The sequence below is a fragment of the Vicinamibacterales bacterium genome (assembly GCA_035699745.1).
In the GTDB taxonomy this organism is placed as follows: Bacteria; Acidobacteriota; Vicinamibacteria; order Vicinamibacterales; family 2-12-FULL-66-21; genus JAICSD01.
The window spans coordinates 69,937-95,422 of the sequence record DASSPH010000047.1; the positions used below are offsets into that span (position 1 = coordinate 69,937).

Annotated in this window: 21 protein-coding genes; 6 read left to right on the forward strand and 15 right to left on the reverse strand. The window is 70.0% G+C overall.

The genetic code is table 11. The annotated features are described in order from the left end of the window. Positions 1 to 50 precede the first annotated feature (50 nt). The gene (locus VFK57_10145) at positions 51 to 548 is read left to right on the forward strand and encodes a hypothetical protein (protein HET7696057.1); all 498 of its coding nucleotides are present in this window, start codon (positions 51 to 53) and stop codon (positions 546 to 548) included. A gap of 16 nt (positions 549 to 564) precedes the next feature. On the opposite strand, the gene VFK57_10150 is transcribed toward VFK57_10145, so the two are convergent. Next, the gene (locus VFK57_10150) at positions 565 to 885 is read right to left on the reverse strand and encodes a heavy metal-binding domain-containing protein (protein ID HET7696058.1); all 321 of its coding nucleotides are present in this window, start codon (positions 883 to 885) and stop codon (positions 565 to 567) included. Between the two features lie 84 nt (positions 886 to 969). On the opposite strand from VFK57_10150, the gene VFK57_10155 reads away from it, so the two are divergent. Further along, positions 970 to 1,743, forward strand: a complete 774-nt coding sequence (locus tag VFK57_10155) for a HipA family kinase (protein HET7696059.1) — start codon at positions 970 to 972, stop codon at positions 1,741 to 1,743. Beyond that, positions 1,733 to 2,122, forward strand: a complete 390-nt coding sequence (locus VFK57_10160) for a DUF3037 domain-containing protein (protein HET7696060.1) — start codon at positions 1,733 to 1,735, stop codon at positions 2,120 to 2,122. Before VFK57_10155 ends, VFK57_10160 begins: the two co-directional genes overlap by 11 nt. Here VFK57_10160 and VFK57_10165 read toward each other — a convergent pair. The 3 genes from VFK57_10165 to ppc are packed head-to-tail and all read right to left on the reverse strand — an operon-like array spanning position 2,109 to position 6,951. Continuing rightward, positions 2,109 to 2,675, reverse strand: a complete 567-nt coding sequence (locus VFK57_10165) for a DUF1697 domain-containing protein (GenBank protein HET7696061.1) — start codon at positions 2,673 to 2,675, stop codon at positions 2,109 to 2,111. The genes VFK57_10160 and VFK57_10165 overlap by 14 nt on opposite strands. Before the next feature lie 26 nt (positions 2,676 to 2,701). Beyond that, complete coding sequence (locus VFK57_10170; GenBank protein ID HET7696062.1) at positions 2,702 to 4,276, reverse strand: sigma 54-interacting transcriptional regulator; 1,575 nt, start codon at positions 4,274 to 4,276, stop codon at positions 2,702 to 2,704. Beyond that, positions 4,276 to 6,951, reverse strand: a complete 2,676-nt coding sequence (gene ppc / locus VFK57_10175) for a phosphoenolpyruvate carboxylase (protein HET7696063.1) — start codon at positions 6,949 to 6,951, stop codon at positions 4,276 to 4,278. The genes VFK57_10170 and ppc overlap by 1 nt, the downstream gene beginning before the upstream one ends. A 23-nt stretch (positions 6,952 to 6,974) precedes the next feature. Between ppc and VFK57_10180 the strand changes: the two genes are divergently transcribed. Then, complete coding sequence (locus tag VFK57_10180) at positions 6,975 to 8,225, forward strand: TIGR00300 family protein (protein HET7696064.1); 1,251 nt, start codon at positions 6,975 to 6,977, stop codon at positions 8,223 to 8,225. Here VFK57_10180 and VFK57_10185 read toward each other — a convergent pair. The 6 genes from VFK57_10185 to VFK57_10210 form a co-directional block, all read right to left on the reverse strand. Continuing rightward, complete coding sequence (locus VFK57_10185; protein HET7696065.1) at positions 8,171 to 9,631, reverse strand: glutamate synthase subunit beta; 1,461 nt, start codon at positions 9,629 to 9,631, stop codon at positions 8,171 to 8,173. The two genes, VFK57_10180 and VFK57_10185, sit on opposite strands and share 55 nt — an antisense overlap. Then, complete coding sequence (gltB, locus tag VFK57_10190) at positions 9,624 to 14,090, reverse strand: glutamate synthase large subunit (protein ID HET7696066.1); 4,467 nt, start codon at positions 14,088 to 14,090, stop codon at positions 9,624 to 9,626. The genes VFK57_10185 and gltB overlap by 8 nt, the downstream gene beginning before the upstream one ends. 78 nt (positions 14,091 to 14,168) lie before the next feature. Next, the gene (locus tag VFK57_10195; GenBank protein HET7696067.1) at positions 14,169 to 14,498 is read right to left on the reverse strand and encodes a P-II family nitrogen regulator; all 330 of its coding nucleotides are present in this window, start codon (positions 14,496 to 14,498) and stop codon (positions 14,169 to 14,171) included. After that, entirely contained in the window at positions 14,495 to 16,945 is a 2,451-nt protein-coding gene (locus VFK57_10200; GenBank protein ID HET7696068.1) for an HD domain-containing protein, read from the reverse strand. Before VFK57_10200 ends, VFK57_10195 begins: the two co-directional genes overlap by 4 nt. 23 nt (positions 16,946 to 16,968) lie before the next feature. Further along, the gene (locus VFK57_10205) at positions 16,969 to 18,135 is read right to left on the reverse strand and encodes a porin (GenBank protein ID HET7696069.1); all 1,167 of its coding nucleotides are present in this window, start codon (positions 18,133 to 18,135) and stop codon (positions 16,969 to 16,971) included. 29 nt (positions 18,136 to 18,164) lie between these two features. Next, entirely contained in the window at positions 18,165 to 19,457 is a 1,293-nt protein-coding gene (locus VFK57_10210) for an ammonium transporter (protein HET7696070.1), read from the reverse strand. 458 nt (positions 19,458 to 19,915) lie between these two features. Between VFK57_10210 and VFK57_10215 the strand changes: the two genes are divergently transcribed. Continuing rightward, positions 19,916 to 20,599, forward strand: coding sequence for a phosphoadenylyl-sulfate reductase (locus tag VFK57_10215; GenBank protein HET7696071.1), 684 nt, complete (start codon positions 19,916 to 19,918; stop codon positions 20,597 to 20,599). On the opposite strand, the gene VFK57_10220 is transcribed toward VFK57_10215, so the two are convergent. Both VFK57_10220 and VFK57_10225 read right to left on the reverse strand, forming a co-directional pair. Continuing rightward, positions 20,596 to 22,470 carry a PQQ-binding-like beta-propeller repeat protein gene (locus tag VFK57_10220; GenBank protein ID HET7696072.1) on the reverse strand — a complete coding sequence of 625 codons (1,875 nt, stop codon included), beginning with the start codon at positions 22,468 to 22,470 and terminating at the stop codon, positions 20,596 to 20,598. The two genes, VFK57_10215 and VFK57_10220, sit on opposite strands and share 4 nt — an antisense overlap. Before the next feature lie 293 nt (positions 22,471 to 22,763). Then, positions 22,764 to 23,282 carry a DinB family protein gene (locus tag VFK57_10225; protein ID HET7696073.1) on the reverse strand — a complete coding sequence of 173 codons (519 nt, stop codon included), beginning with the start codon at positions 23,280 to 23,282 and terminating at the stop codon, positions 22,764 to 22,766. A gap of 155 nt (positions 23,283 to 23,437) precedes the next feature. Between VFK57_10225 and VFK57_10230 the strand changes: the two genes are divergently transcribed. Then, a complete protein-coding gene (locus VFK57_10230; GenBank protein ID HET7696074.1) occupies positions 23,438 to 23,647 on the forward strand; it encodes a hypothetical protein in 210 nt (69 codons plus the stop codon). Between the two features lie 10 nt (positions 23,648 to 23,657). Here the strand turns inward: VFK57_10230 and VFK57_10235 are convergent, their stop codons facing one another. From VFK57_10235 to VFK57_10245, 3 genes are all read right to left on the reverse strand, one after another. After that, complete coding sequence (locus tag VFK57_10235; protein HET7696075.1) at positions 23,658 to 24,239, reverse strand: DinB family protein; 582 nt, start codon at positions 24,237 to 24,239, stop codon at positions 23,658 to 23,660. A gap of 20 nt (positions 24,240 to 24,259) precedes the next feature. After that, the gene (locus VFK57_10240) at positions 24,260 to 24,988 is read right to left on the reverse strand and encodes a DUF2255 family protein (protein HET7696076.1); all 729 of its coding nucleotides are present in this window, start codon (positions 24,986 to 24,988) and stop codon (positions 24,260 to 24,262) included. 76 nt (positions 24,989 to 25,064) lie between these two features. Then, positions 25,065 to 25,469, reverse strand: a complete 405-nt coding sequence (locus tag VFK57_10245) for a VOC family protein (protein HET7696077.1) — start codon at positions 25,467 to 25,469, stop codon at positions 25,065 to 25,067. Between the last annotated feature and the right edge of the window lie 17 nt (positions 25,470 to 25,486).

Genomic DNA, 25,486 nt, shown 5'->3' on the forward strand with positions numbered 1-25,486 from the left:
CCGCGGCGCGTCGTGCGCATCGCCGCCGGGCAGCGTAACATGGTGAAACGATGGATACGACCCGCACCGGCCGGGCCCTGACGCAGCTCTTCTCCGAACTGGTGGACGGCGCGCCGCTCGACGGCCAGGCCTTCGTGCTCAACTCCGGCGACGCCGGTCTGCTGCGATCGCTCGACAAGCTGTCCCCGGAGGACGCGTCCCAGTCGGTCCACGGCGGCGCGACGATCGCCGCGCACGCGCAGCACGTGCGCTACGGGCTGTCGCTGATGAACCAGTGGAGACGCGAAGGGGGCAACCCGTTCGCGAACGCGAAATGGGACGAGGCCTGGAAGGTCTCCGCCGTCGACGCCGCCGCCTGGCAGGAGATCAGGAGCGGCCTCGCCCGCGAACTGCGCGAGTGGCGCACGGCGCTCGAGACGCCGCGGGAGCTGAGCGGGATGGAGCTCACGGGCATGATGTCGAGCGTCGTGCACCTCGCCTATCACTTCGGCGCGATCCGGCAGATCAACAAGGCCGCGCGCGGTCCGCGCGAGGGCACGTTCGCGTAACCGGTTCCGCCGCGCCTCACTCGGTCAGCACGGCGGTGCCGCTGGCCGACACCATCAGCATCCCGTTGTTCGGCCCGAGGACCTCGTAGTCGAGATCGACGCCGACCACCGCGTTGGCGCCGAGCTGCTGCGCCTGCGTCTGCATCTCGCTCAGCGCGATGTCACGCGCGCGGTGGAGCTCGGCCTCATACGCGCCCGATCGTCCGCCGACGATGTCGCGGATGCCGGCGAACAGGTCCTTGAAGACGTTGGCGCCGAGGATCGCCTCGCCGGTGACGACGCCGAAGTACTTGGTGATTCGCTTGCCCTCGATTCCGGGCGTGGTGGTGACCAGCATGACGCTCTCCCTCGCTCCGATGACGGTGACCGGGCTCGCCTCACCGTAGCACGCGCGCGAGTTGTACATGACACAATATGCGCCGTGCGTGCGCTTCGTACCATCTCCGTCACACGGTATGTGACGCCGCTGCGCGAAGGGGGCTCGCTGCCGGCCCTGGTGGAGGCGGATGACGACGGGCTGTACGTGCTGAAGTTCCGCGCCGCCGGGCACGGTGTGCGGGCGCTGGCGGCGGAACTGCTGTCCGGCGAAATCGCCCGCGCGCTGGGGCTGCCGGTCCCGGAGATCGTGTTCGCGGCGCTCGACCGGGAGCTGGCCCGCACCGAACCCGACCCCGAGATCCACGCGCTCATGCATGACAGTGCGGGCCTCAACGTCGCGCTCGACTACCTGCCGGGATCGGTGAACTTCGATCCGGTCGTGCACGCGGTCGCGCCGGACCTGGCCTCCCGCATCGTGTGGTTCGACGGGCTCGTGAGCAACGTCGACCGGACGGCACGCAACAGCAACATGCTGATGTGGCACCGCCAGCCGTGGTTGATCGATCACGGATCGACGCTGTACTTCCACCACTCGCCCGGCTGGGAGGCCGAGGCGGCGCGGGCTCGCGATCCGTTCGCGGGGATCAGGAACCACGTGCTGCTCCATCTGGCCTCGAGGATTGACGAGGAGGATGAGCGCCTGGCCGCGACGCTGACGCCCGGGTCGATCGACGCGCTCGTCGCGCTGCTGCCGGATGACTGGCTCGGCGGCGAGGGGGCGGACCCGGCTCGCCTGCGCGACGCGTACCGGCGCTATCTCACGGACCGCCTCGCGGCGCCGCGTCCGTTCGTGCTGGAGGCCTCGAGTGCCCGCTGAGTACACCTACGACTACGCGATCGTCCGGGTCGTCCCGCAGGTGGAGCGCGGCGAGCAGGTGAACGTCGGGGTGATCCTGTCGTGCGCCGATACGGACTTCCTGGAGGCGCGAATCGAGATCGACGAGCGCGCGCTGCTGGCGCTCGATCCGGCGCTCGACCTCGCGGCCGTGCGGACGAATCTCGAGGTGATCCCGCGGGTGTGCCGCGGGGGCCCCGACGCCGGTCCGATCGGGCTGCTGCCGGCGCGCGGCCGCTTCCGCTGGCTGGTCTCGCCGCGCAGCACCATCATCCAGCCGTCCGCGGTGCACACCGGCCGGACCGTCGATCCTGCCGCGTGCCTCGAGCACCTCATGGACCGCGTCGTCAGGCGCCGCTGAGCGGCTGCGAATCCGGCGTCTGCTGCATCAGCGCCAGCACGGCGCGCGTGGTGTTGACGTTCCGCACGGTCATCTCCCGGTACAGCGGCGTCTTCCCCAGCTTCATCATCGCCGACCGGTTCAGGTCGCGAAGGCGGGCCGACCACAGCCAGGTGCCCGGACAACAGACGACGCGTTCGATCTCCGGCTGCAGGGCGATCGATTTCAAGGTGCGCCTGGGATCCACGGTGCTGCGCAGGAAGATGACGTTGCACCGCCAGTCGGGATCCGAAAGGTCTTCCCTGTCCAGCGCGGCGACGACCTTGACCATCTCCCCCTTCGTGCGCACGACCGTCCGCCCCGTCAACCTGTACTGCTGCTCCAGCATGCGATCGATGCGGTCTTCGAGGGCGCGCGGGTCGCGATCCGCGGCGCGGAAGATCACGTTGCCGCTGTTGATGTAGGTGCGCACGTGCTCGAAGGCGAGCCGCTCGAAGTTCTCCTTCAGCGACTTCATCGACACCATGTTGTTGCCGCCGACGTTGATGCCGCGCAGCAGGGCCGCGTAGACCATGCGCTCAGTCTAACGGCGTCAGCCGTTCACCGGAACCGCCGCCAGTCGATGCGGTACTTGCGAACCTTGTAGTTGAGGATCCGCGGCGTCGCGTGCAGCAGCCGCGCCGCCTTGGCGCGGTTGCCGCGCGCCATCTTCAACGCGTCCTGGATCAGGTCCTTCTCCAGCGCGGCCAGCGCCGCGGTGAGCGACTGCGTCGGCGCCCCTTCCGTGGTATCCGCCATCTGCAGCGTGGGCGGCAGATGATGGGCGTGGACGACGTCGCCGTCGCAGACCAGCACGGCGCGCTCGATGACGTTCTGCAGCTCGCGGACGTTGCCGGGCCAGTGATAGGCCATCAGCATGTCGATCGCCGGCGTCGAGATGCGGCGGATGCGCTTGCCGTGATCCGCGGCCAGCCGCTCGAGGAAGGCGTCGGCGAGGAGCAGCACGTCGGTCTTGCGCTCGCGCAGCGGCGGCACGAAGATGGTGAACACGTTGAGCCGGTACAGCAGGTCCTCCCGGAAGCTGCCGGCGGCGATCGCATCCTCGAGGTGGCGGTTGGTCGCGGCGATCAGGCGGACGTTGGTCTTGATCGGTTCGACGCCGCCGAGGCGCTCGAACTCGCGCTCCTGGAGCACGCGCAGCAGTTTGACCTGCACCGCGGTATTGATGTCGCCGATCTCGTCGAGGAAAAGGGTGCCGCCGTTGGCGCGCTCGAAGCGCCCCTGCTTGCGCGCGGCGGCGCCGGTAAACGCCCCCTTCTCGTAGCCGAACAGCTCCGACTCGATCAGCGTGTCGGGGAGCGCCGCGCAGCTCACTTTCACGAACGGCTTGGCCGACCGCTGCGAGTTGTAGTGAATCGCCTGGGCGATCAGCTCCTTGCCGGTGCCCGACTCGCCGCGAATCAGCACCGTGGTGTTGGTCCGCGCCACCTGCGTCATCTGCTCGCAGACGGCGTGCATCGATCGGCTGGTTCCGAGGATGTGGGAGAAATCGTAGCGATCGCGCAGCTCCCCCTGCAGGCGGGCGTTCTCCTGCACCAGCCGCTCGCGATCCGCCTCCAGCAGCCGCTGCACCTTGAGGGCGTGGGCGATCATCGAGGCGATGACGCCGAAGAACTTCCCGGTCCGTTCGTAGTCGCGCTCGGCTTTGAAGCGCAGCTCGACGCAGAGCACCCCGGCGGCGCGGCGGTTCAGCAGCAGCGGCACGCACACGAAGCTGCGCTCGTCCTCCCCCGGGCGGCGCTCGCCGAGCGCGGGCTCGCGGCTGACGCGCGGCACCACGACGGGGCGGCCGGTGGCGCAGACCTGGCGCGCCAGCGCGCCGCCAGGCACGCCGGCCGGCCACGTCCGCTCGCGTCCGCCGCCGACCGCGGCGACCACCTCCAGCGGGAGCTGTTCGCCCGCCTCGATGGCCACGGCGCTCCGCACGCCGTCGTGCGACTTCTCGAGGATCTCGAGCACGCGGTGCAGCGCCGCCTTGAAGTTGGTCGCGTTGGCCAGCGCCTGGCTGACTTCGAGCAGGGACGACAGCTTGCGGATCTCGCTGCTCGGGCGTCCCGCGCCGAGTCCCAGGGCGGCGCCGTCGCGCGGACGCGTGTCTCCGGTCGAGGTCGTCATCATCCCGTGTTCCTCATTCCCGCGGCCACGCCGCTGATCGTGAGACGCACCGCCTGCCGCAGCGCCGCGCGGTCCTCTTCCTCCAGATCGCCGGCCTGCGCGAGCCGCTCGAGCAGTGCGACCTGAATGAGGTTGATCGGATCGACGTACGGATTGCGCACCTCGATCGATCGGCGCAGGACCTCCCGGTCCGCGAGCAGCTCGCGGGCGCCGGTGATGGCGAGCACCGCGCCGCTCGCCGTGGCCAGCCGCGCGCGCAGCTCGCCGGCGAAGGCCTGCAGATCCGGCGGCGCGAGCCGGCGGTCGTACTCGGCGGCAATGCGCGGATCCGCCTTGCCGAAGGCGGTTTCGAGCAGATCGATCAGCGTGCGGAAGAAGGGCCAGCCGCGGTACATCTCGCGGCAGGCCGCGGTCTCCGCGGGATCGTCCAGCGCTTCAGCCCCGAGCCAGGACGCGAGCAGCAGCCGGGTCTGCATCCAGGCGAACTGCCACGGAATCGCGCGGAGGCCGCTCAGTCCGTCGCCGCCGGCCCGGCGGGCCGGCCGGCTGCCGATGTGCAGACTGTCCAGTTCCGCCTCGGGCGTGACGGCGCGGAAGTAGCGCATGAACCGCGGATCGTCGTAGACCACGCCGCGGAACGCCGCCTCGGCGCGCGCCGCGAGCCGATCCATCACGCCTCGCCATTCCCCGGGAACCGGCCGCGGCGGCAAAAGTGTCGCTTCGACGGCGGCCGAGGTGTACACCTCCAGCGTGCGCAGCGCGATGCCGTGCAGCCCGAACTTCGCCTGGATCATTTCCCCCTGTTCGGTGACGCGCAGCGTGCCGTCGATCGATCCGGGCGGCTGCGACTGGATCGCCAGCGAGGTCGGCGCGCCGCCGCGGCCACTGCTGCCGCCGCGGCCGTGAAACAGCGTGACCGCCACGCCGTGCGCCTTCCCGGCCGCGACCACCGCTTCCTGCGCCTTGTACAGCTCCCACGCGGCGGCGACGCAGCCGATCTCCTTGGCTGAATCGGAGTATCCGATCATCACCTCCTGCCGATCCCCCGCCGCCGCGATCCTGGCGCGGTACCACGGGATCGACAGCAGCCGGTCGATGACCTCCCCGGCGGTGCGCAGATCGCGCGCGGTCTCGAACAGCGGAACCACGCGCAGCGGCGGCGTGACGCCGGCGCGGCGTTGGAGGTATTCCACCGCCAGGACGTCCGACGGCTGGCCCGCCATCGAGATCACGTAGGCGCCGAGCGATTCGGGCGCGATGTCCGCCATCACGGCGAACGTCTGGAGCACTTCGGCCGCCCGCGGACTGTTCGGCAGCGGACCGCCCTCCCCGGACTCGTCGCGCGACAGCGCCTCGATCAGCCACGCGACGCGCGCCGCTTCGTCCCACTGGGTGTACCCCGGACTGCCGGTATGCCGGGCGATGAGATCGACCGCCTCGGTGTGACGCCGCGCGTCCTGCCGGATGTCGAGGCGGGCGAGCGTCAGCCCGAAGCACGCGACACGCCGCAGCACGTCGGCGAGCGCGCCGTCCGCGACGAGGCCGTTGCCGGTCTCGTGCAGTGACTCGAAACAGAGGCGCAGCGGGCGCGCCAGGTCCGCCGCCGTCCGCACCACCTCCTCGCTGCGCGGACCGCCGCGGCCGCCCGGGCGCGTCGACAGTTGATCCTCGATCGCCCGGCGGGTGGACTCGAGATCGCGCTGCAGCTGGCGCAGCAGCGCGCGATACGGCTCGGCGGCGCCGCCCGTACGCGCGCGCAGAGCCGGGCTGGCCCTGGACATCGAGAGCTCGTCGCCGAGCGCCGCCACGTCCCGGGCGTACATCGACAGCGCGATCCACCGCGATCCGAGACAGGTGCGGCGGGTCACTTCGGCGGTGATCGACGGATGACCGTCACGGTCGCCGCCAATCCACGAACCGAAACGGATCGGTGCGGCCTCGAGCGGCAGGCCGGCGCCGGTGACGCGGCTCAGCACGCGGTCGCACGTCCGCAGGTACTCCGGCACCGCCTTCCACAGCGTGTGCTCGAACACCGCCAGCGCGGCGCGGACTTCATCGAGCGGCGAGGGCCGCTCGCGCCGGACCTCCTCGGTCTCCCACGCCGCGGTGATCTCCCGCGAGAGCGCCGCGACGAGCGACTCGCGTTCGAGCGGCGTCGCGTCCGTGCGATCCAGGCTCGCCAGCGCCGCGGCGATCGCGTTGTACTTGTACTGCAGCGAGCGGCGCATCATCTCGGTGGGGTGCGCGGTGATCACCAGCTCGACGCGGAGCGCCAGCATCGCCTCGCGGACCCGTTCAGGAGAGGTGAGCGCGGCCAGCCGCGGGATCGCCTCCTCCAGCGAGCCGCCGCGCGGCGTGCCGAGCGGATCGCACTGGCGCGCGCGGCGCCGCCGGATCCGGTGATGCTGCTCGGCGACGTTCGCCAGGTGCAGGAACTGCGAAAAGGCGCGGGCCACCGGAGCCGCCGTCTCGAGCGGCATCGCCGCCAGCTCGTCGGCGAGCGCGCGGAACGTCTCGTCCTCTCCCTCGCGCCGCGCCCGCTTCGCATGGGCACGGATCCGTTCGACGCGCGCGAACAGGTCCGCGCCTTCCTGGCGGACCAGGGTTTCTCCGAGCAGCGTGCCCAGCAGCCGCACGTCGTCGCGCAGCGCCGCCTGCGAGTCGCGAATCAGCATGCCGGCCTATAATCGCGGACGTCGTGCCATATCCATCCGCCGCGTCCGCGGTGATCGCCGCCGAAGGACATCTCATCGATTCGCAGCTGCTCACCGCGATCTTCGACACGGTCATCAACCGCGGCGGCACCTTCGAGGTCCAGTCGTTCGACATCGGCCGCACCAACGACGAGTTCTCGCGGCTGACGATGCGGGTCTCGGCGCCGGATCAGACCTCGCTGGCCGAGCTGCTGGACGCCTTGATCCCGCTCGGCTGCCACGCGCCGGCCGAGCACGACGCGCTGGTCCGCCCGGCGGATCGCGATCGCTGCGCCCCCGACGACTTCTATTCCACGACCAACCAGCGGACCCAGGTGCGCGTCGGCGGCCGCTGGGTCCAGGTCGAGCAGCAGCGCATGGACGCCGCCGTCATCGTCGACGGCGAACGCGCCGTGTGCCGCAAGCTGCGCGACCTCAGGACGGGCGACCGCGTCGTCTGCGGCCGCGAGGGCATCCGCGTGACGCCGGAGTTCCGCGATCGCGATCGCGCCGACTTCGCCTTCATGGCCAACGACGTGTCGTCCGAGCGGCGCGTCGAAGTCAGCGTCGAACGGATCGCAGCGATGATGCGCGAGGCGAAAGCCGCCGGACGGCGGATTGCGTTCATCGCCGGGCCGGTCGTGGTGCACACCGGAGGAGCGGCGTACCTCGGCAGGTTGATCCGGGCCGGATTCGTCGACGTCCTGCTGGCGGGGAACGCGCTCGCCGTCCATGACGCCGAGCTGGCGCTGTTCGGCACCTCCCTGGGCGTCGATCTGGAAGCCGGCGCGCCGGTGTCCGGAGGCCATCGCCACCACATGCGGGCGATCAACGCCATCACGCGCGCCGGCGGTCTCGAAGCGGCGGTCGCCGCGGGCGTGCTGACCGGCGGCGTGATGTTCGAGTGCATCCGCGCGCGCGTCCCGTACATCCTCGCCGGCAGCGTGCGCGACGACGGACCGATCCCCGACACGATCACGGACATCGTCGAGGCGCAGGATCGCTACGCGGAGGCGCTGCGGGACGTCGGGATGGCGCTCGTGCTGTCGACAATGCTTCATGGCATCGGCGTCGGAAACATGCTGCCGGCGTGGGTCCCGGTCGTGTGCGTCGACATCAACCCGGCGGTGGTGACGAAGCTGGCCGATCGCGGCTCGTCACAGACGATCGGCCTGGTGACGGACGTCGGGTTGTTTCTGCATCAGCTCTCCCGCCGGCTGACGGGATCCGGCAGCTCCGACTCGCCCATCAGGTAGTGGTCGACGGCGCGCGCGCAGCTGCGTCCATCGGCGATCGCCCAGACGACCAGCGACTGGCCGCGCTGCATGTCGCCGGCGGCGAACACGCGCGGGACGCTGGTCGTCCAGTTCTCGTCGCGCCAGACGGTGCCGCGCTCGGTCATCCGGACGCCCAGCTGCTGCAGGACACCGCCGCGTTCCGGGCCGGTGAACCCCATCGCCAGCAGAACGAGATCGGCGGGCAGCTCGATCTGCGAGCCGGCGATCGGCTCGAACACGGTGCGTCCGTCGGCGACGCGCCGTTCGACGCTGACGGCGCGCAATCCGGTGACGCGCCCCTCGCGGTCGCCGGTGAACCGCTCGGTCGAGACCGCGAACAGGCGCTCGCCGCCTTCTTCGTGCGCGCTCGAGATCCGGAAGATCTGCGGCCATTCCGGCCAGGGGTTGCCGGCCGCGCGGCTGTCCGGCGGCCGCGGGAGAAGCTCGAGCTGGCGGACGGCGGCCGCACCCTGCCGGATCGCCGTGCCGAGGCAGTCCGCACCGGTATCCCCGCCGCCGATGATCACAACCTGCTTGCCGGCGGCGGAAATCGTCTCCGCGGCCGACAGCTCGTCCCCTTCACAGCGGCGGTTCTGCGCCGTGAGGTACTCCATCGCGAAGTGGATCCCCTGCAGATCGCGGCCGGGGACCTGCAGATCGCGCGGCGCCGTCGCGCCACCGGCGAGGACCACGGCGTCGAAATCCGACAGCAGATCGTCGGCGGAGACGTCGATGCCGACGTGGCAGCCGGCTCGAAATACGATCCCCTCGGTCCGCATCAACGCCAGCCGGCGATCGAGGACGCGTTTCTCGAGCTTGAACTCGGGGATCCCGTAGCGCAGCAGCCCGCCGATCCGATCGGCGCGCTCGAACACGGTGACGGTATGCCCGGCGCGGTTCAATTGATCCGCGGCCGCCAGTCCGGCCGGACCGGAGCCGATCACCGCGACATGATGTCCGGTGCGGTGCGCCGGCGGCCGCGCGGTGACCCATCCCTCTTCGAAGGCGCGCTCGGCGATCGCCGCCTCCGTGCCCTTGATCGTCACCGGCGCGTCGTTGATCCCGAGCACGCACGACGACTCGCAGGGGGCCGGACACAGCCGCCCCGTCATCTCGGGGAAGTTGTTGGTCGCGTGAAGCCGATCGATCGCCGCGCGCCAGCGGTCGCGGTAGACCAGGTCGTTCCAGCTCGGGATCAGGTTGCCGAGCGGACAACCCTGGTGGCAGAACGGGATGCCGCAGTCCATGCAGCGCGACGCCTGATCGCGCAGCACCGGCGCCTCGTGCTGCAGGTAGACCTCGCGCCAGTCACGCACCCGCTCGAGCACCGGCCGCGCGGGGGTCTTCTGGCGGCCGATCTCGAGGAACGCGGTCGGCTTACCCATTGACCACCTGCGCTTTCATGTCGATCGCGTCCGCGGTCGCGGCCGAGCGCAGCACGCGCTTGTAGTCGCGCGGCATGACCTTGACGAACGACTTCGTGGCCGCCACCCAGTTGGCGAGCAGCGCGCCGGCGACGGCGCTGCCGGTGAAATGCAGGTGCCGCTGCAGCATCGTCCGCAGCTCGACGGCGTCGTCCAGCAGGAGAGGATCGAGGTCGACCAGCGAGGGATTGCAGCGAGAGGCGAATTCGCCGGCGGTGTCGAGCACGTAGGCGATGCCGCCGCTCATGCCCGCCGCGAAGTTGCGTCCGGTGCGGCCCAGGATGGCGACGCGTCCGCCGGTCATGTATTCGCAGCCGTGATCGCCGACGCCCTCGACCACGGCGGTCGCGCCGCTGTTCCGGACGGCGAACCGCTCGCCGGCGATTCCGCGCAGGAAGGCTTCGCCGCCGGTCGCGCCGTAGAGCGCGACATTGCCGACGATGACGTTGTCCTCGGCGGCGAAGCGCGCACCCTCGGGCGGGACGACGACCAGCCGGCCCCCCGACAGCCCCTTGCCGACGTAGTCGTTGGCGTCTCCCTCGAGGCGCAGCGTGATGCCCCGCGGCACGAACGCTCCGAAACTCTGCCCGGCGGACCCGGTGCAGGTGATGCGAATCGTCCCGTCCGGCAGCCCGTCGCCGCCCCACATCCGCGTCACTTCGGACCCGAGCATCGTCCCGACCGATCGATCGACATTGCGGACGGGCCGGGTGATCGCGACCGGCTGGCGATGGACGATCGCGTCGCGGCAGGCGTCGATCAGCTCGCGGTCGAACACCGCCTCGAGGCGGTGATCCTGCGCTTCGACGCGGCGGCGCGGGCCGCGGGCGTAGACTTCCTTGAGCATCCCGCCGTAGTCGAGGCCGCGCGCCTTCCAGTGATCGATGGCCGGACGCATCTGCAGCCGGCTCGCCATGCCGATCATCTCGTCCATCGTGCGGAAGCCGAGCGTCGACATGTACTCGCGGACTTCCTGCGCGACGAAGCGGAAGAAGTTGACGACGAATTCAGGCTCGCCGGTGAAGCGCTGGCGCAGGACGGGATCCTGCGTCGCAATGCCGACCGGGCAGGTGTTGAGATGGCAGACGCGCATCATGACGCAGCCCGACACGACCAGCGGCGCGGTCGCGAAGCCGAACTCCTCGGCGCCGAGCAGCGCGGCGACGACCACGTCGCGCCCGGTCTTCAGCTGACCGTCGGTCTGCACGACGATGCGGCTGCGAAGGCCGTTGAGCCGCAGGACCTGCTGCGTCTCGGCGAGGCCCAGCTCCCAGGGAATGCCCGCATGCTTGATGCTGGTCAGCGGCGCCGCGCCGGTGCCGCCGTCGTGGCCCGAGATGAGGACGACGTCCGCGTGCGCCTTGGCGACGCCGGCGGCGATCGTGCCGACGCCGGCCACGGACACCAGCTTCACCGACACGCGCGCCTGCGGGTTGGCGTTCTTCAGGTCGAAAATCAGCTGCGCCAGATCTTCGATCGAGTAGATGTCGTGATGCGGCGGCGGGGAGATCAACCCCACGCCCGGCGTGGCGTAGCGCACCTTGGCGATCCATGGGTACACCTTCGCGCCGGGAAGCTGCCCGCCTTCGCCGGGCTTGGCGCCCTGCGCCATCTTGATCTGCAGCTCTTCCGCGTTGACCAGGTATTCGCTGGTCACGCCGAAGCGGCCCGACGCGACCTGCTTCACCGCGCTGCGGCGCCAGTCGCCGTTGGCGTCCCGCCGGTATCGGGCCGGATCCTCGCCGCCCTCGCCGGTGTTCGACTTCGCGCCGAGACGGTTCATGGCGATCGCCAGCGTGGTGTGCGCTTCCTCGCTGATCGAGCCGTACGACATCGCACCCGTGGCGAACCGCTTGACGATCTCGTCCACCGGCTCGACTTCCTCGAGCGGCACCGGCGTCGAGACGGGCTGCAGATCGAGCAGGCCGCGCAGCGTTCCGAGGCGCGTGCTCTGATCGTCGACCAGCCGCGTGTACTCCTTGAAGATCGCGTACTGGCCGGTGCGCGTGGAGTGCTGCAGCTTGAACACCGTTTCCGGCGTGAACAGATGGTATTCGGCGCCCCGCCGCCACTGATACTCGCCGCCGACCGCGGGCCCCGCGGCCTGGCCGCGGGCGCCGAACGCGCGCCGGTGGCGTTCGGTCGTTTCCAGCGCGATCTCGTCGATGCCGATGCCGCCGATCCGCGACGAGGTGCCGGTGAAGTGCTTCGAGACGACGCGGTTGTCGATGCCGATGGCCTCGAAGATCTGCGCCCCGCAGTAGCTCTGCAGCGTCGAGATCCCCATCTTCGACATGACCTTGAGGATTCCCTTGTTCAGCGCGTGGATGTAGTTCTCCACCGCCTTCTCATAGGTCAGGCCCGGCAGGTGGCCTTCCTGGATCAGGTCGGCGATCGACTCGAACGCCAGGTAGGGATTGACGACGCCGGCGCCGTAGCCGAGCAGCAGCGCGCAATGGTGCACCTCGCGCGCGTCGCCCGATTCGACGACGAGGCCGCAGCGCGTGCGCGTCCCCTTGCGGACCAGATGGTGATGGACCGCCGCCGTCGCCAGCAGGCTGGGAATCGGCGCCAGATGCCGATCGGCGCCGCGATCCGACAGGATCAGAATCGAATAGCCGGCCTCCACCGCGTCGCTCGCCCGCTGCTTGACCTCTTCGAGGGCCCGCTCCAGTCCCGCGCCGCGCCGCGCCGGATCGAACAGCGTCTGAATGGTCGTCGATCGGAAGGCCGGCAGGTAGACGTGCCGCAGCCGCCCGAGCTGCTCGTTGTCGATGACCGGGTGCTCGATGCCGATCTGGCGGCACGACTCGGGCCGCGGGTCGAGCAGGTTCCCTTCCGGCCCCACCGTCGAGTGCATCATCGTGACCAGCTCTTCGCGGATCGCGTCGAGCGGCGGATTGGTGACCTGCGCGAACGTCTGCTTGAAATAGTCGTAGAGGAGGCGCGGCCGGTCGGAAAGGACCGCCAGCGCCGCATCCGTACCCATCGAGCCGATCGGCTCCTCGCCTGACGTCGCCATCGGGGTCAGCAGCAGGCGCAGGTCCTCGTCGGTGTAGCCGAACATGCGCTGCCGCTGCATCACCGTCTCGTGCGCGATGAGCGGGAGGTACGGCGGCGGCGGCAGCTCGTCGACGGCTACGAGATTGCCGCGCAGCCACTCGGCGTAGGGGTGCGCCGCCGCCAGCTCCCGCTTGATCTCCTCGTCGGGGACGATCCGCCCCTGTTCGGTGTCGACCAGGAACATCCGGCCCGGCTGAAGACGCTCCTTCGAGACAATCGCGTCCGCCGGAAGATCCAGGACGCCCGTCTCCGAGGCCATCAGCACCAGGCCGTCGCGGGTGACGCAGTAACGAAGCGGACGCAGGCCGTTGCGATCGAGCACCGCGCCGATCAGCCGGCCGTCGGTGAACGCGATCGCGGCGGGGCCGTCCCACGGCTCCATCAGCGCCGAGTGGTACTCGTAGAACGCCTTGACCGCCGGGTCCATCGCTTCGTGGCCGGCCCACGGCTCGGGAATCATCATGAGCAGCGCGTGCGGCAGCGAGCGCCCTGCCATGACCAGCAGCTCGAGCACGTTGTCGAAGGTCGCGGTGTCGCTGCCCCCCTCGCGGATGATCGGCAGGAGCTTGCGCAGGTCGTCGCCGAACAGCGGCGATTGCAGCAGCCCTTCGCGGGCCCGCATCCAGTTGATGTTGCCGCGGAGGGTGTTGATCTCGCCGTTGTGCGCGATGAAGCGGTAGGGATGCGCGAGCGGCCACGACGGGAACGTGTTCGTACTGAAGCGCTGGTGCACCAGCGCGAGCGCCGACTCCATCGCGGGGTCGGACAGATCCGGGAACGTCGGCAGGATCTGGCCGGCGGTCAGCATCCCCTTGTAGACGATGGTGCGCGACGACAGGCTGGCGATGTAGACCGCATCGGAGGCGTGCTCGATCCGCTTGCGGATGACGTAGAGCTTCCGCTCGAACGCCATCGGATCGATCGGCAGCGAGTGGACGACCGCGTCCGATGCGCCGACGAAAACCTGCTGGATGACCGGCCGCGCCGCGGCGGCCGAGGGACCGAGATGTCCATCCTCGACCGGAACGTGCCGCCAGCCGAGCAGGGCCTGCCCCTCCTCGCTCACGATGCTGGCGATCAGATGCTGCAGCCGGTGCCGTTCGCTATGGTCGGTCGGCAGGAACACGGTGCCGGCGGCGTACCGTCCCGGCGCCGGGAGCGTGACGCCGAAGCCGTTCGCTTCCCGCCGCAGGAATCGGTCCGGCATCTGGATCATGATGCCGGCGCCGTCCCCCGTGTTCGACTCGCAGCCGCAGGCGCCGCGGTGCTGCAGGTTGATGAGCACTTCGAGGCCGCGCGCGATCACGCCGTGAGATCGCCGGCCAGCTATATCGACGACGAAGCCCACACCACACATGGCGTGGTTATCGCATCCCTTCTCGAATTAGCAAAATAGAATGATCTGATTTCCTCCATGCGCGCAGCGAATGGGTCCCTAGACCTCCCTCTCTCCCGTACGGATACGATACGAGCCCTCGACCGGCAGCACGAAGACCCGGCCGTCGCCGATCTCCCCGGTTCGCGCCGCCTCCACGATCGCGCGGATGGCGTCGTCGGCAGCCGTGTTCGCCACCACGACTTCGATCTGCATCTTCGGCAGCAGGCTGACGTTGTACTCCTTGCCGCGATAGACCGCGGTGTGCCCTTTCTGCTTGCCGTGGCCGCGCACCTCCGTCACGGTCATGCCGGAGATGTTCAGTTTGGCGAGCGCGTCCTTCACCTCATCCACCTTGTTGGGGCGGATGATGGCCTTCAACAACTTCATGCCTGTGCCTCCAGCAACTGTTGCAGGTGCGCGGTGAGCGCCTGCTGATCGTCGGCCGACAGCTTCGCGCCGGACTTCGTCAGGTGAAACACGTCGATCGCCTTGTCCCCTTCGGTGCCGATCAGCACGAGATCGATCTGGCAGCCCAGCTCCGAGATCGCCCGGCTGATCCGGTACAGCAGGCCGAGTTCGTCGGGAGCGATGATATCGACGACGGTGTACTTGCGCGAGGCCTCTCCGTCGACGCGCACGATCGGCGTGATGCGCGACACCGGCCGTCGGCGCAGCCCCGCTTCACGGCCGCGCAGCCGGTCTGCCGCCGTCGAGCGGCCGGCGACGACCTCCTCGATGGCGTGCATGACGGCGTCCGCGGCGCCGCGATTCAAGGCCAGGAACCGCTCGGCGTCGACGAACTGGAAGATGTCGAGCACCAGCCCGTTCGGGTTCGTCATCGCGTGCCCCCGCAGGATGTCCATGCCGAACGACGACAGGACGCCGCAGATGTTCGCAAAGAGCATCGGCTTGTCGAGCGTGACGACGGTCAGTTCCCACGCCCCCTCGACCGGCTCGATCCGCAGATGGACCTCGTCGGGGCGGATGTCGCGGGCGAGCCGGACGTGGTGATAGACGGTCCGTCGGTCCACCACCTGGAGGTAGCGGCGCGGCAGCCCCTCGAGAAAGGCGGCGACCTCCGCGGCATCGAGGTCGGGGGGGCGCTTCGCCACGTACTCCCTGGCGGCCGACTGCGAGCGTTCGATCAGCTCGTCGCCGTACTGCGTCGTCAGGTGGTTGTACGTGTCCACGTACAGCCGCCAGAGCAGCTCTTCCTTCCATTTGGTCAGCGTGTCGGGGCTCACCGCCTCGACGTCGGCGAGCGTCATCAGGCACAGCAGCCGCAGCCGCTGTTCGGTGCCGACCAGCGCGGCGAACTCGCGCACGACTTCCGGATCCTCGGTGTCGCGGCGGAACGCCACCTGCGACATGCGCAGATGGTGCTGAATGAGGAACAGGACTGCTTCGCGGGCCGGCTCGACCAGCTGCAGCATGTCGAGCACCTCCTCGGCCATCGCCGCGCTGCGCTGGGCGTGATCGCCGTCGCCGCTCTTACCGACGTCGTGCAGCAGCAGCGCGAGCACGAGCAGCTCCGGGGCGTCGACCTCGCCCAGCAGCGACGCGAAACGCGGCCTCTGCGACAGCCGTTCGAGATTCCTCACCGTCTGCAGCGTGTGCTCGTCGACCGTGTACTTGTGGTAGAAGTCGCGGACCACGCGCGAGGCGATGGCGCGGAACGGCGGAATCAGCCGGCCGAGCAGGCCGCAGTCGTGCATCTCGGAGAGGCGCGCGTACAGTCCCGGCCGCGGCTCGAGGAACCGCAGCAGCGCGGCGCGATGGCCCGCCGACGGCAGGAAGTCGGCGCCGCGAAAACGCGGCGCGTGCTGGCGGATCAGGTCCAGCGCCTGATCCGAGACGGCCGCGTCCCCGTCGAGCGCGGCTTGAAAGGCCGCCAGCCAGGTCTCCGGCTCCGCGATGGCGCGGTCACGATCGATGAAGCGGACGCCGTCGCGCGTGCGTCCGAGGTTGAGCCCCACGGCCGCGGGCGCCGTCCGGCGGAGCCGATCGAGGATGCGGGCCACCGCCCGCGCCCGGCTGAAATAGTCCGCCATCAGCGCCTCGACGCGCTGCCGCGGGCCCTTGCCCGGGTAGTTCAGGCGCTCGGCGAGCCGCTCCTGGAGCTCGTGCGCGAGCACGTTGTCGTTGCGCCGCCGTTCGAGGTGCAGCAGCGCGCGCATCGTCAGCAGCAGCTCCTCGGCCTCCGCCAGCCGCACGGCCTCTTCGCCGCGCTGCAGCAGCGCCGGGTCGGTGATCGCGGCGATCGTCCGCGCCGCGGCGATGTCTCTCAGTCCGCCGGGCGCATCCTTGACGTCCGGCTCCAGCTGATAGAGCGTGCCGCCGAACTGCGCATACCGCGCGTCGATCAGCGCCTGCAGCGACTCGAGCACGCACGCATACGTCGAGGGAACGGCGAACGACTCGCGCATGCGCGCGAACAGCGCGGCGTCGCCGGCGACCAGACGCGCGTCGCACAGCGCCAGGAGGAACTCGGGATTGTCGGCCTCGAGCTGCACCAGATCGCCCGCCTCGCGGATCTGGTGCCCGACGACGAAGCCGGCGTCCCACAGCGGATGCAGGACGCGCCGCAGGTACGGCTCGTCGGGCTCGCCGTCGAAGAGCACGAGCACGTCGATGTCCGAGTAGGGACAGAGGTGCCGCCGGCCGTATCCGCCCAGCGCGATCAGCGCGACGCCGCCGGGCGGCGCGCCGGCCCCGCCATGCAGCCGGCGCAGTTCGGCGTCCACGTACTCGGTGTAGCGATCCAGGGCCGCGACGCCGGTGCGGCCTTCGAGGATCTCCCGGCCGACGCGGCGCCGCGCCTCGTCATTGCCCAAGCCTGGAACCGCGGAGAGCGTCGTCAACCTTTGTAGGCAAAGGAATAGATTACGCCCATGCCGACCGACGTCTGCTTCTTTTTCAGCCCGCCGCCCGAGCTCTTGAAGACCGCGGTGTCCGACAGATCGGTGCGGTATTCGAAGCGCCAGATGAACGAGTCGGTCGGCTTCACTTCGAACGTGCCGGTGACTTCCCGCAGCGTCTGGACCGTGCCGGTCGTGAACCCCTGCGCGTCGTCATACCACTCGAACCGGGGGGAGAACGCGACCCACTTGTTCGGCTGAATCCGCGCGTAACCGGCGACCCCCTGCCAGTGCGTTCTCACGCCGTCGACGACGTCGGCGCCGTAGTCGTAGTTGACCATCAGACTCAGCTTCGGGTTGACGGTCAGCGTGGCCGTCGTGTCCGAGAGCTGCCGCCAGTTCTCGTTGTTGCCGCTCTGCTCCGGCCCGGTCATGTAGTTCTGCACCAGCGACAGGGCGGCGGTGGGCTTGTAGGCGACCTGCGCGCCGAAGGTCTTGGCGCCGTTGTTCTCGACGACGTTGTTCCAGCCGTTGACGATCGTGCCCATGACCGTGACCTTGGCGTGCGGCGAATAGGTGGCCCGCACCCCGGAGTGGTAGTAGGGGATCGCCAGCGCGAACAGCATCGAGCGCGAATAGTTCCAGTTGTCCTTGGATTCGATCACCTCGGCTCCGTGCTGGGTGACGAACTTGCCGACGTCGAACTGCAGGCCCTTGCCGATCGGCGCGAGATAGCTGACAAAGCCCTCCTCGATGTTCTGCAGCACCGCCGGCGACGATCCGGGCTCGAGGCTCTGCACGATGGTGGTGGCGGGCCCGACGCTCAGCTTCACCTTGAAGCCGGCGCGCGAATCCGCGGCCGGCGCCTTCGCGATCCAGAGCTGCGCCATGCTCACGCGGAACTGATTGTGGCGCGTATCGAAGTTGCGGAACGATGCGTCCCCCTCCGGCTTGGTGGTGTACCAGCTGAAATGGGCGTCCAGCAGGCCGCCAATCTCGGTGCCCTTGAAGAAGGCGGCGACGTCCGACGGCGACTCGGGCGGCGGCGGCGGCGCCGCCGCCGGCGCGGCCGCGGCCGCCGACGTCTCGACGGGGGGCGGGGACTGTGCGGAGACCGGGGCCGCCGCCAGCCCGCCCGCAAGACACACGACGACCAGGGTTCTCATTGCGGTGCGCATCACGAATCTCCTTCTGGCTAGCTCTTGCCCTGCAGCGGCTCGAGAATGGGGCGCGGTGAGAGGATCGGCGCGGCGTCGGCCTCGACCGCCGACAGTGCCGCCGCACCCTCGGCGTGCACGTACGCTTCTTCGCCGTGCTGGCTGACGTCGAGACCGACGCTCTCGTCGGCCGCGGGCGCGCGGAGCGCCGCGACGGCGCCGATGGCCTTCAACAGGACGAAGCTCATGACGCCGCTGTAGGCCATCGTCGCGGCAATCGCGGTCAGCTGAACGACGAGCTGCCAGGGATTGCCGAACAGCGCGCCGTCGGCCAGGCCGTTCAGCGCCTTGTTCGCGAACACGCCGGTCAGCAGCGCGCCGACCGTGCCGCCGACGCCGTGCGCGGCGACGACGTCGAGCGAATCGTCGAGCGAGCTCCTCGCGCGCAGCACCAGCGCGAAGTAGCTCGGCACGGCGGCGATCGCGCCGAGTGCAATCGCGCTCATCGGCCCCACGAAGCCGGCCGCCGGGGTCACGGCGACGAGGCCGACGACGATGGCGGTGGCGGAGCCGACCGCGGTCGGCTTACCGGACCGGGCGATGTCGAGGAAGGTCCACGCGACGAGCGTGCCCGCCGGCGCCAGCATCGTCGTCGTGAAGGCGAGGGCGGAGATGCCGTTCGCGCTCAGCGCGCTGCCGGCGTTGAAGCCGAACCACCCGAACCACAGCAGCCCGGCGCCGAGCAGCGTGAACGGCACGTTGTGCGGGAGCAGCGACGAGGAGGGATAGTCCTGACGTTTGCCGATCACCAGCGCGGCGACCAGCGCCGCGGCGCCGGCGTTGACGTGCACCACGGTGCCGCCGGCGAAGTCGAGCGCCCCCATCTTCGACAGCCAGCCGCCGCCCCAGACCCAGTGGGCGATCGGCGCGTAGACGACGAGCGCCCACAGGCTGATGAAGGCGAGATACGCCGGAAAGCGCATGCGCTCGACGATCGCGCCGGAGATGAGGGCGGCGGTGATGATGCAGAACGTGCCCTGGTAACACATGAAGAGCAGATGCGGGATCGTGCCGTTCGGTTCGAGGCCGACGCCGCGCAGGCCGACGCGGGACAGATCGCCCAGCAGCGCCGTGCCCGGCGCGAACGCGAGCGAGTATCCGGCGATCGCCCACCCGACGCCGACGAACCCGAGCGCCACGAAACTCATCATCATCGTGTTCAACGCGTTCTTCGAGCGGACGAGGCCGCCGTAAAAGAACGCGAGCGCGGGCGTCATCAACAGCACCAGCGCGGTCGACACGAGCATCCATGCGGTATCAGCCTGGTTCATCGGAACACTCCCTCCGGGAAAATTGCCGTCTGCGCGGGGGAGGAGCAAGGCGGGATCCGGCGGGATCGCGAAAAACCTCAGCGATCGCGCGGAGGCAACCGACAAGTTCGTCGATCGTCCGTGACCGGACCGACATTCATGTCGGTTTCAGGGCCGGCGAGTTTCGACGGGCTGCCCGGCGCGCGGCCGGATCCGCCGCGAAGGAACACAAATGTTCATGTCGTCCGCGAGCACGACAAAAATGTCGGTGCGGCATTGTGATAGGCTCGTCGCAGATATCCGCATGACGACTTTCACCTGTTGTCCGTCGCGCATCACCGGGCAGGCGTGTCGCTGCTCGTGTACGGTGCCGGCGGTCGTCAGGTGAGAGGCCTTTCCCACGCATAGCTCTTTACGCTTCTCCCGCAGATCGCCGGACGTCCTGCCGTGGCGATTCGATTGTTTCCAGGGAGAAGCGCATGTCGTCCAACGTTTTCGACGTTTCCGTCATCGACCAGACCGTCTCGCTCATCGCCGACGAAATCGACCGCGCGGCGGCGCCCTGCGTCACGTCGAGCTTTCAGGCCGAAGGCGTCGTGCTGCTGCACCTGCTGCAGCAGATCAGTCCGGGCATCCCGGTGCTCTTTCTCGACACCGTGCACCACTTCGCCGAGACGATTCAATATCGTGACGAGCTGGCCGCGCGGTGGGATCTGAATGTCGTGACGCTGCGCGCGCAGGAACCGGCGCCGGGTCTGTGGCGCGAGAGCACCGAGGCCTGCTGCGCGCGGCACAAGGCGGCGCCGCTCTTCGCGGCGCTCCGGCGGCACGACACGTGGTTCACCGGGCTGCGCCGCGACCAGTCCCCGTCGCGCGCGCAGCTCAGAGAGATCGCCGGGTTCACCCTGCCGGACGGCCTCGTGCTGCGGAAAGTCAGTCCGCTGGCCGCGTGGACGAAGGCGGACGTCTGGCGTTACGCGAAGGCGCACGGCATCCGGTTGCTCCCGCTCTACGATCTCGGCTTCACCAGCATCGGCTGCGAGCCGTGCACGTCGCTGCCGCTCGATCCCTCGAACGACCGATCGGGACGATGGGGCGGACGGAAGCTCGAATGCGGCATCCACGTCCAGCCGCGACCCGCCGCGGATCTGCGGCGTGACTAGCGCGACGCCAGGCGGAATGCGGCCATCTGTTCGCCGTTGCGCACGAGCAGGACGTTGCCGGCGATGACCGGGTGGTTCCACGTCTTCCCTTCGATGGCCGCCGCGCGCGCGACCTCCCTGAACCCGTCCGGGCTCGCGCTCACCAGCGCGAGCTCTCCCTGCTCGGAGATCACCAGCAGGGCGTCCTGGTCCGGCAGCAGCACGAGCTGTCCGCCACCGTAACGCCCTCCCTTCCATTTGCGGGTGCCGTCGGCCAGATCGATGCACGCCAGGATCGTTCCGTCGAACCCGAACGCGTGCCCCTTGTGCACGACGAAGTCGTTGAACCAGGGCTTCAGCCCGTTCGAGGTCCAGCGCTCCTCCGCGGCCCAGGTGCCGGCGCTGTGCTTCACCGCGAGGCGCCGGGTGCCGCTCATTTCGTTCGCCACGATGAGCACGCCGCCGTCCGGGGTCAGCGCCGGCTGCACGATCGGAAACCCTTTCCACTCGTGGCGCCACAGCGGGGCGCCGTCAGCCAGCGACACGCTGGCGAGTCCGGTGCCGCTCATCAGCAGCACCTGCTTGACGCCGTCGATCGTCGCGAGCTGCGGGGAGCTGTAGCCTTCGCTGCCTTCCGGTCCGATCCAGCGGCGGGCTCCGGTCCGCGCGTCGTATGCCGCCAGCACGCCGCTCGCCGCGACGACGACGAGACCATCCACGACGAGCGGCGACCCCGCGAATCCCCACTCGGGCCGCCGGGCGCCGGTGTCTTTCGCCGCATCCTGCGACCAGAGCCGGGCGCCGGTCCGCGCGTCGAGCGCGTTCACGAGACCGGTCGCGCCCAGCGTGTAGACCCGCCCGTCGGCGATCGCCGGCGTCGCCCGCGGACCCGGCCCGCCGTTCGATTCCCAGAAGCGGGCCTTGTCGTGATGCCGCCACACCGGCTTCCCCGTCGTCAGGCTGTAGGCCGAGACGACTTCGTCCTCGCCGCGCTGCTCCTGCGTGTAGATCAAATCGCCGAGCACGGCGAACGAGGACCAGCCCGGACCAACCGGGCGCCGCCACATCTCGACGGGCGGCGCCGCGCTCCAGTCGGTGCGAATCGCCGCGCCGTGCACGACGCCGTCTCGCGAGGGACCGCGGAACCCTGGCCACAGGAGCACGCCGGCCACCGGCGTTCCGCTAACAGCTTCCCGCGTGCCGCCCGCAGCTTCGCCGCTTGCGGCTTCCCGCTCGCCGCTTGGCGCTTGCGGCTCGCTGCTTGCCGCTTGCCGCTCGCCGCTGCCAGCCGGAAGCTGGGAGGCGGCCGCCGGCCCCTGGGAGCCGGCAGCAGCAGCAGCAGCAGCCGGTGCCGGCGGCGGCTCGTCGTTCGCCTGCGCGAGCAGGCGCTCTTCCGCGGTCTGCGTCCAGCGCCAGGCGAAATCGTGGTCGACGTAGCCGGAAAAGCCGCCGGTCCTCAGCAGCGTCCACGCGCCCGAGGCGATCAGCACGATGAGAACCAGCGCGATCCAGCGCGGGCGCTCGCTCCATCGCTCGGTCGCCAGCGCCCATGCGACGAGCGCCAGCGCCAGCACCGGCATCGCGAAGACGAGGAACATGTATCCCATCATCCCGGTCGCGATCGAGACGTGGAGGAACCGTGAGGCGACGAGCATCGCCGCGGCGATCAAGACGATCGCGCCGAAGCGCTCCGCGCGAGGGGCGCGGCTGAAGAAGGCCCACCAGACGCCGATGAGCAGGCCGAGCAGCGGGCCGGCGAGTACGCCGAGCGGCGTGGCCTGCGGGGCCACCAGCGGCGCGACAACTTTCAGGGCGAGGAGGAGAACGGCCAGGAGCACACCCGGCCACAGACGCAGCCGCCGTCGCGGGACGCCGTCAGGGGGGACGGGCACGGGAGCAGTATAGTCGGTGCGCGGTGCGCAGTGCGCAGTGCGCGGTGCGGGGTGCGCGGTGCGCGGTGCGCGGTGCGCGGTGCGGGGTGCGCAGTGCGGGGTGCGCAGTGCGCAGTGCGGGGTGCGCAGTGCGGGGTGCGCAGTGCGGGGTGCGCAGTGCGGGGTGCGCGGGGCGCGGTGCGCGGTGCGGGGTGCGCAGGGCGCGGGGCGCGGGGCGCAGTGCGCGGTGCGGGGCGCGGGGCGCGGCGCGCGGGGCGTCAGGGCTGGGGTCGGGGTGCGCTTCAGCGCCTTCTTTACGGCACGGTGCCTTCGGCTGCCGCGACGAACCGGGCGGTCGTCACCGCCTGGCCGACGTGGCGCTGGGTGTGCTCGGCGGCGTGGAACAACAGGCCGATGACCGTGGACGGCATCTGCGCGCGCCCGACCAGCCGGCGATCCGTCAGCGTCGCTTCGCTGGTCTCGCGCAATTGATCGATGGCGCGGGTCACCGCCGCCTCGAACGCGGCGAGCAGATCGTCGGCGGCGAGGCCGGGGTCCGGCTGTGATTCCTGCGCGAGCACCTGACGCTGCGCGTCGGACAGCATCGCGCCGCGCGCGTAGGTGAACAGGCGATCCAGGCTGCCGATCGCATGACGGACGTGAAAGCCGATCGAGGCGGCGCCGCCGTCCGATCGCCAGAGGCGCGACGCCGGCATCCCCGCGAGCAGCCGCTCGAGCTCTTCGCGGCACTGCAGCAGACCGTGCGCGACCGGCTGGAGGTGCGCCGGCACGCCGTCGATCGGACCGCGGAGCCACACTTCGGGTTCGGTCATTGCGATCATCGTAGCGCGGCCAGGCACCGCGTATCGCGCCTGTCGCCAGCCGCGACATCGGGCGACGCGGCCTCGACGTCGAGACTCCGGACGGCGTCGATCGCGCCGGTCTTCGACGCCCGGACCGCCCGCTCGCTCATCGGTTACCATTCCGCATGAAGATCGCGGCCATCGTCCTGATCGTGCTCGGGGTCCTCGCCCTGGCTTATGGCGGGATCAGCTACACGCGCGAAGAAAAGGTGCTCGACATCGGACCGATCGAAGCGACCGCCGAACGGCGCGAGACGATCCCGCTGCCGCCGGTTCTCGGCGCCGCGGCGATCGTGGGCGGCATCGCGATGCTGATCGTCGGACGCAGGCGCTGACGCGCTCGAATCACGCGGAGCCGCCAGGCGCGGGGAACGCCGGCATCTGCATGACCCGGCGCGCCTGCTCCAGGTGCCGCCGATCGTGCGCCGCGATCAGGCGGCACGCGTCCAGCACGCTGTAGGTGATGACGCGCAGGAACGGCGACGCCATGATCGTCCGCGCGGCGCGCGCCGCCTCCAGGCCGCCGATCCACGCCGCCGCCTCGCGCTGCTGATCGGCAAACCTTCGAACCACGTCGTCGGCGACGTGGCTGGCGGCGGGACGCGCCGCCCCCGGCGCCGTCAGCTTACGCGTCGCGGTGGGCGTCAGCGAACGGATCATCAGGCGCCCGAACATCCCGGGGAGGACCGGAAGCCGCTGCCAGATCGTGCGCGGCGCGGCCGGGTCGAGGGCCGCGCGGGCCGCGTCGAGCATCATCCGGTTCGTCGTGAGCAGGTGCTCGAAGCATTGCGCAACGCCCCAGCGCGTTTCATCGGGCCGCCAGTTGAGCTGCCGCGCGTTCAGGTGGCCGAAGGTCTGCTGCGCGTCCCGCGCGATCTCGTCGAGATGGGCGCGTACCTCGGCCAGCGTCAAGGTCGTGTAGTCCATGGTCGGTGCTGTCAATCGGCTCAGCGCGCTGCGGCGCGCGGCAGGAACTCGACGGTGGCTTCGCGCCGCCGCTTCGACCGGAAGCCGCGCACGTACTTGCGCGAGCCCTGCGTCGGATACTTCGCGGCGTAGGCGCGCTCGACGGCGTCCCTGATCCGCGCCGACCGCACCGGACGCGCGCGCACGCGAATGGTCCGCCGCCCGACTTGGATCGCGCCGAGCGGATCCTCGAGGAACGTGCGATACCAGCCGGCCGGCTTGAGCGACCACGACCGCGCATACACCCGGCCGCCGATCACGACCGGCCACACGCCGATGAACCGGTGGGTCGAGTTGGCGCCGGCGCGGACGCCGAGAATTTTCGCGGCAGCGATCGCCGCGACCACCGCCGGCGCAAACCCCGGAGCGGGCGTCGCGGCGCGTTTCGCGATCGGCCCCGCCCGTTCGGCGGTGTTGCGCCGCGCCAGCGTCAGCGCCTCGCCGACGGCCTCTTCGTCCGCACGCGCCAGCCAGACCGCCGTGCAGCCCTGGCGTCCCCACGCGCCGCTCTCCGGCGTGAACGCGCCCGGGCTGCGGCGCACGAAGTCCGCCTGCTGATCGGGCGTCAGCTTGACCATGCCGCGCTGTCCGTCGCCGCGCAGGCTTGCGAAGATGCGGCCGTCGGCGCGGAAATCCGGGTGGCCCATGTGGGCCCCTTCGGACGCCCCCGTCAATCCGAGCGCGATGACACGGAACTCGTCGTCCGTCATCACCGCCTCCGCGACACTGCCAGCGCGTAATCGCCGTTCAGCACCAGCAGGACGAGGACGACCAGGCGCGCGGGATTCATGCCGCGGCCGGTTGCTGCAGCAGCATCCACGAGGTGCCGAAGCGATCGCGGAACATGGCGAAGCGGTTCGCGAAGGGCGTCTTCTCCAGCTTCATGAAGATCTCTCCTCCGTCCGTGAGCAGAGCATAGATCCGTTCGGCCTCGGCCTCGCCGTCGAGCGTCAGCGTGAGGTAGGCGCTGCGCATCGGCTCCGCGTTCGGCACGTCCGCCCCCATCAGCACGGCATTGCCGATCGCAATGCGGGCGTGGAGGATCTTGCCGCTCCACGCCTCCGGAATGTTGGGATTGGGCTGTTCGGCGTGCCGCACCATGCCGGTGATGCGTCCGCCAAGATGCCGTTCGTAGAACTGAAAGGCCTCTTCGCAGCGCCCGCGGTAGTTCACGTAAATGTCGAGTCGCATGTCTGTTCCGCCAGACC

What these genes read in the sequence shown, in the direction of transcription:
- ppc (HET7696063.1), bottom strand. Translation starts at nt 6,951, where the DNA reads ATGCTGATTCGCGACTCGCAGGCGGCGCTGCGCGACGACGTGCGGCTG.
- VFK57_10150 (HET7696058.1), bottom strand. Translation starts at nt 885, where the DNA reads ATGCTGGTCACCACCACGCCCGGAATCGAGGGCAAGCGAATCACCAAG.
- VFK57_10205 (HET7696069.1), bottom strand. Translation starts at nt 18,135, where the DNA reads ATGAGAACCCTGGTCGTCGTGTGTCTTGCGGGCGGGCTGGCGGCGGCC.
- VFK57_10215 (HET7696071.1), top strand. Translation starts at nt 19,916, where the DNA reads ATGTCGTCCAACGTTTTCGACGTTTCCGTCATCGACCAGACCGTCTCG.
- VFK57_10245 (HET7696077.1), bottom strand. Translation starts at nt 25,469, where the DNA reads ATGCGACTCGACATTTACGTGAACTACCGCGGGCGCTGCGAAGAGGCC.
- VFK57_10170 (HET7696062.1), bottom strand. Translation starts at nt 4,276, where the DNA reads ATGACGACCTCGACCGGAGACACGCGTCCGCGCGACGGCGCCGCCCTG.
- VFK57_10240 (HET7696076.1), bottom strand. Translation starts at nt 24,988, where the DNA reads ATGACGGACGACGAGTTCCGTGTCATCGCGCTCGGATTGACGGGGGCG.
- gltB (HET7696066.1), bottom strand. Translation starts at nt 14,090, where the DNA reads ATGTGTGGTGTGGGCTTCGTCGTCGATATAGCTGGCCGGCGATCTCAC.
- VFK57_10225 (HET7696073.1), bottom strand. Translation starts at nt 23,282, where the DNA reads ATGACCGAACCCGAAGTGTGGCTCCGCGGTCCGATCGACGGCGTGCCG.
- VFK57_10195 (HET7696067.1), bottom strand. Translation starts at nt 14,498, where the DNA reads ATGAAGTTGTTGAAGGCCATCATCCGCCCCAACAAGGTGGATGAGGTG.
- VFK57_10145 (HET7696057.1), top strand. Translation starts at nt 51, where the DNA reads ATGGATACGACCCGCACCGGCCGGGCCCTGACGCAGCTCTTCTCCGAA.
- VFK57_10185 (HET7696065.1), bottom strand. Translation starts at nt 9,631, where the DNA reads ATGGGTAAGCCGACCGCGTTCCTCGAGATCGGCCGCCAGAAGACCCCC.
- VFK57_10165 (HET7696061.1), bottom strand. Translation starts at nt 2,675, where the DNA reads ATGGTCTACGCGGCCCTGCTGCGCGGCATCAACGTCGGCGGCAACAAC.
- VFK57_10230 (HET7696074.1), top strand. Translation starts at nt 23,438, where the DNA reads ATGAAGATCGCGGCCATCGTCCTGATCGTGCTCGGGGTCCTCGCCCTG.
- VFK57_10210 (HET7696070.1), bottom strand. Translation starts at nt 19,457, where the DNA reads ATGAACCAGGCTGATACCGCATGGATGCTCGTGTCGACCGCGCTGGTG.
- VFK57_10235 (HET7696075.1), bottom strand. Translation starts at nt 24,239, where the DNA reads ATGGACTACACGACCTTGACGCTGGCCGAGGTACGCGCCCATCTCGAC.